At 74.6% G+C, this 12,567-nt stretch carries 8 protein-coding genes; 3 read left to right on the plus strand and 5 right to left on the minus strand.

Going from position 1 to position 12,567, the window contains the following annotated elements:
• The first annotated feature begins 194 nt into the window (after positions 1-194).
• Positions 195-5,270 carry an NAD-glutamate dehydrogenase gene (locus tag MF406_RS14650; RefSeq protein WP_242895169.1) on the plus strand — a complete coding sequence of 1,692 codons (5,076 nt, stop codon included), beginning with the start codon at positions 195-197 and terminating at the stop codon, positions 5,268-5,270.
• A gap of 283 nt (positions 5,271-5,553) precedes the next feature.
• On the opposite strand, the gene MF406_RS14655 is transcribed toward MF406_RS14650, so the two are convergent.
• Positions 5,554-6,576 carry an alcohol dehydrogenase catalytic domain-containing protein gene (locus MF406_RS14655; RefSeq protein WP_242895171.1) on the minus strand — a complete coding sequence of 341 codons (1,023 nt, stop codon included), beginning with the start codon at positions 6,574-6,576 and terminating at the stop codon, positions 5,554-5,556.
• A gap of 466 nt (positions 6,577-7,042) precedes the next feature.
• On the opposite strand from MF406_RS14655, the gene MF406_RS14660 reads away from it, so the two are divergent.
• Positions 7,043-7,408, plus strand: coding sequence for an MmcQ/YjbR family DNA-binding protein (locus MF406_RS14660; RefSeq protein WP_242895172.1), 366 nt, complete (start codon positions 7,043-7,045; stop codon positions 7,406-7,408).
• Between the two features lie 125 nt (positions 7,409-7,533).
• Here the strand turns inward: MF406_RS14660 and MF406_RS14665 are convergent, their stop codons facing one another.
• Positions 7,534-8,154, minus strand: coding sequence for a MarC family protein (locus MF406_RS14665; protein WP_242895174.1), 621 nt, complete (start codon positions 8,152-8,154; stop codon positions 7,534-7,536).
• Positions 8,151-8,993 (minus strand): PHP domain-containing protein, encoded by an 843-nt coding sequence (locus tag MF406_RS14670; RefSeq protein WP_242897813.1) that lies wholly within the window; start codon positions 8,991-8,993, stop codon positions 8,151-8,153. Before MF406_RS14670 ends, MF406_RS14665 begins: the two co-directional genes overlap by 4 nt.
• A 102-nt stretch (positions 8,994-9,095) precedes the next feature.
• Here MF406_RS14670 and MF406_RS14675 point away from each other — a divergent pair, with 102 nt between their 5' ends.
• Positions 9,096-10,748, plus strand: a complete 1,653-nt coding sequence (locus MF406_RS14675) for an aminopeptidase P family protein (protein WP_242895176.1) — start codon at positions 9,096-9,098, stop codon at positions 10,746-10,748.
• An 8-nt stretch (positions 10,749-10,756) separates the two neighbouring features.
• Here the strand turns inward: MF406_RS14675 and MF406_RS14680 are convergent, their stop codons facing one another.
• Together MF406_RS14680 and MF406_RS14685 are read right to left on the minus strand one after the other, a co-directional pair.
• Positions 10,757-11,608 (minus strand): sugar phosphate isomerase/epimerase, encoded by an 852-nt coding sequence (locus MF406_RS14680; protein ID WP_242895178.1) that lies wholly within the window; start codon positions 11,606-11,608, stop codon positions 10,757-10,759.
• A 2-nt stretch (positions 11,609-11,610) separates the two neighbouring features.
• Positions 11,611-12,477 carry a general stress protein gene (locus tag MF406_RS14685; protein ID WP_242895180.1) on the minus strand — a complete coding sequence of 289 codons (867 nt, stop codon included), beginning with the start codon at positions 12,475-12,477 and terminating at the stop codon, positions 11,611-11,613.
• Positions 12,478-12,567 lie beyond the last annotated feature (90 nt).

Raw genomic sequence — 12,567 nt, forward strand, 5'->3', positions numbered from 1 at the left:
GGCGGCGCTGCCCGTCGGCGCTGCCCGACGCTGGCACGGACGCCGTCGGCACCAACGCGGCAGCGGTGGTTCGCCCCCGGCCGCCTGTACACCCCCCGGCGTCCCTGGCATGGTGGGCGGCAGCCCGCCGCCCGGACAGCACCGTCCGGCGCGGCGCGGCGCGCAGCGCACGTCGACGACGAGGACCCGACGCCATGACCACCGCAGTGCTCGACCAGACCCGCGCGCAGCTGCTCGGGGCGGCCGCCAGGCTCGACCCCGCGCCGGCGCAGGCCGAGGAGCTGCTGCGGCTGTTCTACCGCGACGTGATGACCGAGGACCTCCAGGCCCAGCGGCCCGTCGACCTCCTCGGCGCCGCCCGGTCCCACCAGGAGACCGCGAGGCGGCGGGCGCCGGGCACCGCGCAGGTCCGGGTCTTCAACCCCTCGGCGGACGCCGAGGGCTGGTCCACCGGCTGCACCGTCGTCGAGATCGTCACCGACGACATGCCGTTCCTCATCGACTCCGTCGCCGCCGAGCTGAGCCGCCAGGGCCGCACCGTCCGCCTGCTGGTCCACCCCCAGCTCGTGGTGCGCCGGGACGCCGACGGGGTGCTGCAGGAGGTCCTCGACGCCGAGCCGGCGCCGGCCCCGGCCGAGCCCGGCGCCGTCGTGGAGTCCTGGGTGCACGTGCAGGTGGGGCTGGTCAGCGACCCGGCCGAGCGGTCCGAGGTCGCCGCCGAGCTCGCCCGCGTGCTGGCCGACGTGCGCCTCGCCGTCACCGACCACGACGCGATGGTGGCCAAAGCCGACGAGATAGCCGCGGACCTCGCGACTGCCCCGCCGCCGGTGGTCGACCGGGCGGCCGCCGAGCGGGCGCGGGCCCTGCTGCGCTGGCTCGCGGACGGCCAGTTCGTCTTCCTCGGCTACCGGGAGTACCGGCTGACCGACCCGGACCCGGGCCCCGGCGCCGCCGCCGAGGCGGTGCTGGCCCCGCTGCCGGAGACCGGGCTCGGGCTGCTGCGCCCGGACCCCGACCGCCCGGCCCGGCCCACCGTGCTGCCCGGCCGGGCCGCCCGCAAGGCCCGCGAGCCCCGGCTGCTGATCATCACCAAGGCGAACTCCCGCGCCAGCGTGCACCGCCCGCTGTACCTGGACTACATCGGGGCGAAGACCTTCGACGGCGACGGGCGGGTGGTCGGCGAGCGCCGCTTCCTCGGGCTCTTCACCGCCGCCGCGTACCGCTCCTCGGTCACCGAGGTCCCCTACGTGGCGGAGAAGGTCGCCCGGGTCATCGAGGCCGCCGGGTTCGCCCCGGGCAGCCACCTCGGCCGGGACCTCATGGGGGTGCTCGAGGACTACCCCCGCGACGAGCTCTTCACCGCCACCGTGGAGCACCTCACCGAGGTCGCGACGGCGGTGGTGCACCTGCGCGAGCGCCCCCGCACCCGGCTGTTCCTGCGCACCGAGGTCTACGGCCGGTTCGTCTCCTGCCTGGTGTACCTGCCGCGGGAGCGGTACAGCCCGGCGGTGCAGCAGCGGGTGATGGCCCTGCTGCGGGAGGCCTTCGGCGGGGTCTCGGTCGAGCAGGACGCCCTGCTGTCCCGGTCGGTGCTGGCCCAGCTCCACGTCGTGGTCCGGGTGGCACCCGGCGAGCAGGTCCCCGAGGTCGACGTCGCCGCCCTCGAGCAGCGCCTGGCCGAGGCGACCCGCGGCTGGGCGGAGGACCTGGCCGACGCCGCCCGGGAGCGGTACGGCGAGGCGACGGCGGCCCGGCTGCTCGGCCGGTTCGCCGCGGCCCTGCCCGAGGCGTACAAGGAGGACTTCCCGCCCGAGGTGGGCGCCGCGGACCTGGCCCACCTCGACGCCCTCGCCCCGGGCGCCGTCGGGCTGGACCTGTACCGCGGCCCGGACGCCCGGCCCGGCGAGCGACGGCTGAAGGTCTACACCACCGACCCGCTCACCCTCAGCGGGATCCTGCCGCTCTTCCACCACCTCGGCGTGGCCGTCACCGACGAACGGCCCTACGAGCTGCGCGCCGAGGCGGGCAGCCTCGCCCACGTCTACGACTTCGGCCTGCGCGCCCCCACCGAGGAGGCCTGGGCGGCGCCGGGCAGCCGCGAGCGGTTCCAGGACGCCTTCGCGGCCGTGCGCTCGGGGCTGGCGGACAGCGACGGCTTCAACACCCTGGTGCTGCTGGCCGGCCTGACCTGGCGGGAGGTGACCGTCCTGCGCACCCTGGCCGCCTACCTGCGCCAGACCGGGTCGGTCTTCTCCCGCGAGTACGTCGAGGCCGCGCTGCGGGAGAACCTGGGCACCACCCGCCTGCTCGTCGAGCTCTTCGCGACCCGGTTCGACCCCGGCCGGTACGGCGGGCAGGCCAGCCCGGAGCGGTCGGCGGCCGAGGAGGAGCTGGCCGAGCAGGTCCGCGCGGCGCTGGACGAGGTGACCAACCTCGACCACGACCGGATCATCCGGGCGCTGCTCGCCGTCGTGCGGGCCACCCAGCGGACCAGCTACTACCGCACGGCCGACCGCGCGGGCGGGGCGGCCGGCACCGCTGAGGGGGACGTGGCTGGCACCGACACCGACGGAGCGGGCGGGCCGGCCGGCTCCGCCGACCGGGACGCCGACGGCGCGGGCGGAGCGTCCGGCGCCGCCGACGGGGACGCGGCCGGCAGCGGCACCGACGACGCCCCAGCAACCCAGCCGCCCGCCGTCGCCCTCAAGATCGACCCCCGGGACCTGCCCGACCTGCCCCAGCCGCGGCCCCGGTTCGAGATCTTCGTGTGCAGCCCCCGGGTCGAGGGCGTCCACCTCCGCTTCGGCCGGGTGGCGCGCGGCGGGCTGCGCTGGTCGGACCGCCGGGAGGACTTCCGCACCGAGGTCCTCGGCCTGGTCAAGGCCCAGACGGTGAAGAACGCCGTCATCGTGCCCACCGGCGCCAAGGGCGGCTTCGTGGTGAAGCGGGCGCCGGACCCGGCGGTGGACCGGGACGCCTGGCTCGCCGAGGGCACCGCCGCCTACCGCACGTTCGTCACCGCCCTGCTCGACGTCACCGACAACCGGGTCGGCGGGGAGGTCGTCGGCCCGGACCGGGTGGTCCGGCACGACGGCGACGACCCGTACCTGGTGGTAGCCGCGGACAAGGGCACCGCCGCATTCTCCGACCTGGCCAACGCCGTCGCCCGGGAGCGGGGCTTCTGGCTCGACGACGCCTTCGCCTCCGGCGGGTCCACCGGCTACGACCACAAGAAGATGGGCATCACCGCCCGCGGGGCATGGGAGTCCGTCACCCGGCACTTCCGCGAGCTCGGCCACGACACCCAGAGCCAGGACTTCACCGTCGTCGGCGTCGGGGACATGAGCGGGGACGTCTTCGGCAACGGCATGCTGCTCTCCGAACACATCCGCCTGGTCGGCGCCTTCGACCACCGCCACGTCTTCCTCGACCCCGACCCCGACCTGGCCGCCTCCTACGCCGAGCGGCGCCGGCTGTTCGACCTGCCCCGCTCCTCCTGGGCCGACTACGACCCGGCCCTGATCAGCCCGGGCGGCGGGGTCTACCCCCGCACCGCCAAGTCGGTGCCGCTCACCCCGCAGGTCCGGGCCCGGCTCGGGATCGCCGACGACGTCGCCGCGCTCACCCCGGCCGAGCTCGTCCGGGCCATCCTCACCGCCCCGGTGGACCTGCTCTGGAACGGCGGCATCGGCACCTACGTCAAGGCCACCGCCGAGTCCCACGCCCAGGTCGGGGACCGCGCCAACGACGCCGTCCGGGTCGACGGCGCCGCGCTGCGCTGCCGGGTCGTCGGGGAGGGCGGCAACCTGGGGCTGACCCAGCGCGGCCGGATCGAGGCCGCGCTGGCCGGGGTGCGGCTGAACACGGACGCCATCGACAACTCCGGCGGGGTGGACAGCTCGGACTACGAGGTGAACATCAAGATCGCCCTGGGCGCCGCCCTCCGGTCCGGCCGGATCACCCGGGCCGAGCGGGACGAGCTGCTCGCCGCGATGACCCCGGACGTGGCCCGGAAGGTGCTGCGGCAGAACTACGAGCAGAACGTGCTGCTCGGCAACGCCCGCGCCCAGGGGGACCAGATGGTCCCCGCGCACCGGCGCCTGATGACCTGGCTGGAGGACCGCGGGGAGCTGGACCGCGCGCTGGAGTTCCTGCCCACCGACGCCGAGCTGGCCCGGCGCGCCGCGGACGGCCACGGCCTGACCTCCCCCGAGTTCGCCGTCCTGGTCGCCTACGCCAAGCTTGCCCTCAAGGCCGACCTGGTCCGCAGCGGCCTGCCGGACGACCAGTGGTTCGCCGCGACCCTGACGGAGTACTTCCCGCCCGCCCTGCGCACCCGGTTCGCCGCCGAGCTGGCCGAGCACCCGCTGCGCCGGGAGATCGTCGTCAGCTCCGTCGCCGGCTCGGTGGTCAACCGGGGCGGGATCACCTTCGTCTACCGGGCGATGGAGGAGACCGGCGCCGACGCCGAGCAGGTCACCCGCGCGTTCGTCATCTGCCGGGAGGTCTTCGACCTGGCCGGGTTCGTCCGTGCGGTGGAGGCGCTGGACAACGTCGTGCCCACCGCCGTGCAGTCCCGGCTCTTCCTGGACTTCCGCCGGCTGCTGGACCGCGCCGTCCGGTGGTTCCTGCGGAACCGGCCGGCGCTGGACGTCGGCGCGGAGATCGCCCGCTTCGGCCCGGCGGTGGCCGGCTTCCCGAGCATGGCCACGGTGCTCCGGGGCGACGAGCGCGACCGGCTGCAGGCCCAGGCGCAGGAGTACGCCGACGCGGGGGTGCCGGCCGACCTCGCCGAGCACACCGCCTCGCTGCTGGACCGGTACTGCCTCCTCGACGTCACCGAGCTGGCGACCCAGACCGGCCGGCCGACCGCCGAGGTGGCCGACCTGTACTTCGCGACCTCGGAGTACTTCGGGTTCGACCGGCTGCTCGACCGGGTCCAGCAGCTGCCCCGGGAGGGCCGGTGGGACACCCTGGCCCGGGGGGCCATGCGGGAGGACCTCTACGCCGTGCTCCGCTCGCTGACCGCCGCGGTGCTGTCGGCGGCCGACGGCGGCGGGCCGGCCGACAGGGCGGCACCAGCCGGCGACGGCGCCGCCCGGCTGGCGGCCTGGGCCCAGGCACGGGAGGGCATCCTCGCCCCGGTGCGGCAGGCGCTGGCCGAGATGGACCGGGCCGGCGCCGGAGGCCTGGCGCCGCTGTCGGTCGCGCTGCGGGACCTGCGCGGCCTGGTCCGCCTCGACGAGCTCGCGACCGCTCGCCCGGCCTGACCTCCGGCCGCCGCAACCACCGCCCAGACCACATCGAGAACGACAAAACGGTTGCTCCCGGCAACCACTTTGCCAGTCTCGACGCACACAGCGGCCGCCACCACCGCCCGCCCAACACCGACAACGACAACGACAAGACAGTTGCTCCCAGCAACCACTTTGCCAGTCTCGACGAGGCACAGCCGCCGCCACCACCGCCCGGACACCGTCACCCGCGCCGGGGCCAGCGTGGGCGATTCGCGGATACCTCTGTGCCGTATGCGTCTGTGCCGACGTTCTCGGCTCAGTCGTCGAGCCGCACCACGTGCTTGCCGAGAGTCGAGCCGGACTCGACATCGGCGTGAGCGTCGCGGACGTGCTCCAGGCCCACGTAGACCTTCGCGACCGGCGCCTTGAGTCGGCCGTCGGCGATGGCTTGGAGCTGTTGCTGGAACACCTGAGGGGGCAGGTCTGTCGCCTGGCCCGCATAGCTGGTCAGCCTCACCCCGCTGGGGATCATGAACGGGCTGAAGTCGGGAATGCTCCATCCGCCTGCCAGGGCGCCCGTGAAGCATGCGGTGCCGTGCCTGCGCACGCACCCGAGGGTGTCGGGCAGCACGGTGCAGCCCACGAGCTCGAGTGCGGCGTCGACGCCGGCTGGTGCGAGGCCGTGGACCTTGGCGGCGATCTCTCCGTCGTCCACGATGGGATGGTCGACGCCGATGGCCCGTAGCTCGTCGGTACGGTCGGCGTGACGGGTGGTGGAGATGACGGTGGCGTCCATGTCCTTCGCGATCGTCGCGGCGCTCAGCCCGACCGTGGACGTGCCCCCACGGATCAGCAGGGTCTGCCCGGCCTGCAGATCAAGGCCGGTGGTCAGCGATCCGTAGGCGGTCTGGAACATCTCGGGCAGTGCGCCGACGACGTCCCACCCCAGCGCGGTCTCGAACCCGATGACCTGTGCCGCGGGGACGGTGACGTACTGGGCGTAGGAACCGTCAAAGGTGCGGCCCATGCCACCCATCATCGTGGCTACCTGCTGCCCCGGACGTAGGTCGCTGTCCTCGTCGGCCTCGTCGACCACGCCGACGGCCTCGATGCCGGGGATGCGGGGGTAGGTGACCTCCGGGTCTGACTCGCCCTTGCGGGTGGTGACCTCGGACTCGTTGACGCCGAAGGCCTTCACCGCGATCCGCACCCAGCCCGGCTGCCGTTCGGGGACCGGGACGTCTTTGAGCTCCAGCGCGTCCAGATCCCCGGGGCGGGTGACGACGACGGCTCGCATCGCGTCAGGTGTGGTGCCTACAGCTGATTCCGTGCGGCTCATTGCAGCTCCTTGCGTTCGGGTCTTCGGGACTCCTGCTAGGGACGGCGCTCCAGAGGTCGAGGGCTGTCCTCATGGTCCACCTTCCGGTGCGGTCTCGCGCCTTGCGTCCTGCGTCGTGCCCGGCTGCGTGAGTACGGCGCTCAGCCGGCCTTGGGACCGGCAGGTCGCCTGGTGAGCACCGGTGCGCGTCACTGACGAACTCATCGACGATGGATCGATAGGCGCGACGGACCGCGTCCTCGTCCAGGGGCCGCTTCATGGAAGGAGCGGTAGTCCACCAGCCCCACATGAGTGCGTCAACGGCACGGGCGGCGGCGTCCGGGAAGTGCTCACGCAGGACGGTGAGTGCCTCTTCCTGGAAGTCACGCAAGATCGCTGCGACCCTGGTACTGCACGCCGCGTATTGGTACATCTCCGTGTATACCGAGGCGACCCGTCGACCCGCCACCTCTGGAAGGGAAGAACAGTGAGCCTGTCGGGAGAGCAGCTGCAGCAGGTCGCACGCGACACGGCCGGCTCACTGGCCGGCGTCAGCCATGGGCGCCCGTTCACCCCGCACCTGGACGTGTGGAAGGTCGCGGACAAGGTCTTCCTTGTCGTCACCGACGACGATCCCGACGCCCAGATCATCACGGTGAAGGTAGACCCTCACCATGGGGAGACACTGCGTCGTGACCACGAGACGATCACCGCAGGCCGGTACTTCAACAAGCGGCACTGGGTGTCCGTCGGAGCCGGGCGCGGGATCACCAAGCACGTCGTCGAGGACCTCGTGCTCGGCTCCTACGAGCTCGTCGCCGACCACCTGCCCACCAAGGACAGGCCGGCATGAGCTCGTAGCCACCGCCGTCCGACCAACACCGAGAACGACAAAACGGTTGCTCCCAGCAACCACTTTGCCAGTCTCGACGCAGCACGGCCCCGTGCCGGCCGGCCCCCAGCCCAGCCCAGCCCCGGTCAGTAGTGCATGTCGACGAACGCGAACACGGCGTCGGCCATGAGCTGCACGGCGATCGCGGCGAGCAGCAGGCCGGCGATCCGGGTGACCAGCGTGGTGCCGCCGTCGCCGAGCACCCGGTGGATCACCCCGGCGAACCGCATCGCCGCCCAGAGGACCAGGTGCACGCCCACCAGCGCGACCCCGATCGCGACCCACCCGGGCGGGCCCTCGACGTCCTGCACCGCGAGCATGGCCGCCACGATCGCGCCCGGCCCGGCGAGCAGCGGGGTGCCCAGCGGCACGAGCGCCACGTTCACCCCGTTCGGCGACGATCCGGGCTCCTCCTGCTTGCCGGTGAGCAGCTCCATCGCGACCAGCAGCAGCAGCAAGCCGCCGGAGAGCTGCAGGGCCGGCACGGAGATGTGCAGGAAGTCCAGGATGTACTGGCCGAACAGGGTGAAGGCGAGGATCACCCCGAAGGCCACCGCGGTTGCCTGCCGGGCCGCCACCCGCCGCTGCCGGGCGGTCATCGTCGAGGTCAGGGCGAGGAAGACGGGCACCGTGCCCGGCGGGTCCATGATGACGAAGAGGGTCAGGAAGGTGGTCGACAGCAGGCCGACGTCGACGATCTCGGTCATGGCCGCACCACCGGCAGGCTCCCCTCGCTCTCGATCAGGGCCAGCACGGCCGGGTCCGTCGTGTGCTCGCCGAGCACGTTGAGCTTGCCCGTGCCGTGGTAGTCGCTGGCCCCGGTGCGGGCCAGGCCGAGCCGGTCCGCGAGCGCGGCGAGCTCGGCCCGCGCGACCGGGCTGTGGTCCCGGTGGTCGACCTCCAGGGCGGCCAGGCCGGCGTCGGCCATGGCGGCGACGACGGCGTCGCTGACCACCCGCCCGCGGGTGGCGGCGCGGGGGTGGGCCATCACCGGCACCCCGCCGGCGGCCCGGACCAGGCCGACGAGCGTCACCGCGTCCGGGGCGTGGTAGCGCACGTAGTAGGGCCCGCGCGAGGAGAGGATGGTCGCGAAGCAGGTGTCCCGGTCCGGGGCGACGCCGGCGGCGACCAGCGCGTCAGCCATGTGTGGCCGCCCCACGGTCGCCCCGGGGGCGACCTGGGCGCGGACGTCCGCCCAGGTGATCGGGAAGTCCTGGGACAGCCGGTCGACCATGATCCGGGCGCGCTCCTCCCGGGAGCGCCGGGACCGGTCGACCTCCGCGGCGAGGTCGGGCTCCGCCGGGTCGTGCAGGTAGCTGAGCAGGTGCACCGAGATCCCGCCCGCCTGGCAGGACAGCTCGGCCCCGCGCAGCAGGGCCACCCCGGTCTCGGCGACGGCGGCCTCGGCCTCGGCCCAGCCGGCGACGGTGTCGTGGTCGGTGATCCCGACGACGTCGAGGCCGGCCGCGGCCGCGGCGCGCACCAGGTTGGCGGGGCTGTCGGTGCCGTCGGAGGCGGTCGAGTGCGCGTGCGGGTCGATGCGCATCTCGTCTGCTGGCACCCGCCCAGGGTATCCGTGGCGCCGGAGGCGTCCGGCAGCGGGCGCCCGCCCCGACGGGGCGGCGCCAGCCGGTGGCACGATGGAGGGATGAGCCAGGACACCGCCTCCGACCAGCCCCTGCAGGACCGCGGGGACAACCGCTCCCAGAAGCCCAGCAGCCCGGCCTTCCGCGCCTTCATCGCCGACGGCTGGGGGCCGCGGCCGGAGGGTCTGCCCGAGCGCTCCCCGGCGGCGGATCCGGCGGCGCTGCGCCGCGCGGCGGTCGGCCGGCTCTTCCCCGGCGAGCGGCTCGTGGTCCCGGCCGGGCAGCTGGTCGTCCGCAGCAACGACACCGACTACCGGTTCCGCCCGCACTCGGCGTTCGCCCACCTCACCGGGCTCGGCACGGACCTGGAGCCGGACGCCGTCCTGGTCCTGCACCCGCTGGACGAGGCCGACGGCGGCCGGGGCGGTGCGGCCGAGGCCACCACCGGCGAGCCGGCCACCGAGGCCACCACCGGCGAGCCGGCCACCGAGACCACCGACACCCAGGGCACCGACGAGGCCACCGGCATCCGTGCCACCGACGCCCGCCCCACCCACGAGGCGGTGCTGTACTTCCGGCCGCGGGCCGGGCGCGACACCGAGGAGTTCTACGGCGACTCCCGCTACGGCGAGCTGTGGGTGGGGGCGCGCCCCTCGCTGGCGGAGATGGCGGCCGTGACCGGCCTGCGGGTGGAGCACATCGACAGCCTCGCCGACGCCCTGGCCAAGGACGTCGGCGCCGGGCAGGTGCAGTTACGGGTGGTGCCGGCGGCCGACGCCGCCGTCTCCGCCCTCGTCGAGAAGCTCCGGGCCGAGGCCGGCGTGACCACCGGCACCACCGAGGCCGACGCCCGCCTGGCGGAGGCGCTCTCCGAGCTCCGGCTGCGCAAGGACGACCACGAGGTCGGGCAGGTCCGGGAGGCCGTCGCCGCCACCGCCCGGGGCTTCGAGGACGTCATCCGCTCCTTCCCCCGGGCGGTGGCGCACCCGCGCGGCGAGCGGGTCGTCGAGGGCGCGTTCGAGGCCCGGGCGCGGGAGGAGGGCAACGGGACGGGCTACGAGACCATCGCCGCCGCCGGCGAGCACGCCAGCACCCTGCACTGGATCACCAACGACGGGCAGGTCCGCCCCGGGCAGCTCGTCCTGGTCGACGCCGGCGTCGAGGTCGACTCGCTCTACACCGCCGACATCACCCGCACCCTCCCGGTCGACGGCGTCTTCAGCGCCGCCCAGCGGCAGGTGTACGAGGCGGTCCTGGCCGCCGCCGACGCCGCCTTCGCCCGGGCGGGCCGGCCGGGCACCCGGTTCAAGGACGTCCACGCCGCCGCGATGGAGGTCATCGCCGCCCGCCTGGAGGAGTGGGGGATGCTCCCCGGCACCGCCGCGGAGTCCCTGGCGCCCGAGGGCCAGTTCCACCGGCGGTGGATGGTGCACGGCACCAGCCACCACCTCGGCCTGGACGTCCACGACTGCGCCCAGGCCCGCCGGGAGATGTACCTGGAGGCCGAGCTCGCGCCCGGGATGATCTTCACCATCGAGCCGGGCCTGTACTTCCGGGCCGACGACCTGAAGGTGCCGGCGGAGCTGCGCGGCATCTCGGTGCGCATCGAGGACGACATCCTCGTCCGCCCGGACGGGTCGGTGGAGAACCTCTCCGCCGCTATCCCCCGGACGGTGGCCGACGTCGAGGCGTGGGTGGCCCGGCTGCGCGGCTGAGCTGGGGCTCAGCCCTCCTCCGGCGCCGGGCGCGGCACCGGCACGCGGGCCCGCTCCCGCTCACCCGCGGCGAGGTGCTCGCGGGCGAAGGCGAGGGAGGCGGTCAGCGCCGCGCGGCGGGCGTCCGGGGTGAGCTTGCGGGTGTTGACCTCCACGACGACCGCCCCGGTGTACCCCTGCGAGCCGAGCATGGCGAGGACCTCGGCGCACGGTTGGTCCCCCCGGCCCGGCACGAGGTGCTCGTCCTTGTAGCTGTGGGTGCCGTCGGCGAGGTGGACGTGGGCCAGCCGCGGGCCGAGCTCGTCGGCCATCGCGAGCGCCTGCGCCCGGTCCAGGCCGGCGGTGGCGGTGTGCGACAGGTCCAGCGTCACCGAGGCGTAGTCGTGCTCGAGCGGGTCCCACCCGGGTAGGTACGCCTGCATGACGCGCTCCCGGCGCCGGGTCCGGGCCCGCCAGGGGAACATGTTCTCGACCGCCAGCCGCATACCGTCCAGCCGCTCCCGCTCGGCGATCGCGCCGACGAAGTGCTCCGCGTAGGAGCGCTGCCACCGGAACGGCGGGTGCAGCACCACGACGTCGGCGCCGACCTCGGTGGCCAGCTCGGTGGACCGGTCGACCTTGTCCCAGGGGTCGTTGCCCCACACCCCCTGGGTGAGGAGGAGGGTCGGGGCGTGGATGGCGAGCACCGGCAGGCCGTAGCGGTCCATCAGCTCGCGCAGCCGCCGGATGTCCTGGCTGTCCGGGTCGCGCAGCACCATGACCTCCACGCCGTCGTACCCGAGCTCGGCCGCGACGGAGAAGGTCTCCGCCACGCCAGCGGGGTAGATCGAGGAGGTCGAGAGCCCGACCGCTGGGGGCACGCTCAGCCCCTGCCCTCGCCCGGCTCCTCGAGGTCCTCCAGGCGGACCCCGTAGCGGGGTCGCTCGCGGCGCTGCGGCGGTTCATCGCCGGTCGGCCGCTCAGCCGTGCCGGGCGCGGGCTCCCGGCCGCCGTCGGGCTGCTGCGCGGGCTGGCCGGTCCCGGGCTGGGTTCCGCCGGGCTGGGTTCCGCCGGGCTGGGTGCCGGTGGGCTGGCTGCCGGCGGGCCGGCTGCCGCCGGGGGCGGACCAGGAGGTGGGCGGGGCGTAGGGGTTGTCCGACGACGGCGGCTGCGGCCCCGGCCCGGCCGGCCCGGTGCCGGCGGGCCCGGGACCGGTCGCGGTGAGCGGCCCGCGGGCGCCCGCACCGGTCGGGACGGCGGCGGCCGGGCCGCGGCCGCCGTGGCCGCCGGCGGTGAGCAGCTGGCGCGCCTGGCCGGCGAGCTCGGGCGAGCAGAGCACCGAGTAGCGCGAGGCGACCACCTGGCTGGTGGAGGTGAAGTCCCGCTTCCCGCCGGTCAGGGCGTAGGAGACGACCGCGAAGAGGATGCCGAACGCCGCACCGATGAGGATCCCGGCGAGCAGCGGGAACTGGCCGTCCGGCGCGAACACCCAGAACAGCAGGGAGATCATCAGGCCGAACCAGGCGCCGCTCATCGCTCCCGCCCCCGCCACCCGGGCATAGGTCAGCCGCCCGGTGACCCGCTCGACCAGGCGCAGGTCGCTGCCCACGATCGTCACCTGCCGCACGTCGAAGGCCTCGTCGGAGAGGTGGTCGACCGCCTGCTGGGCCTCGAGGTAGGTCGGGTAGGACGCCACCTCCACGCCGCTGGGCAGGGTGGGGGTCCGCGGGTCGGGCTGCTGCGCGCGCATGCCTCGATCTTCCCCCGAACCCGGGGGTCGCTGCCAGGCGTTCCACCCGCGGAGAAACCGGTCCGGCCGCGCCAGGAACTCCCCCAGACT

Source organism: Georgenia sp. TF02-10 (assembly GCF_022759505.1).
Taxonomy (GTDB): Bacteria; Actinomycetota; Actinomycetes; order Actinomycetales; family Actinomycetaceae; genus TF02-10.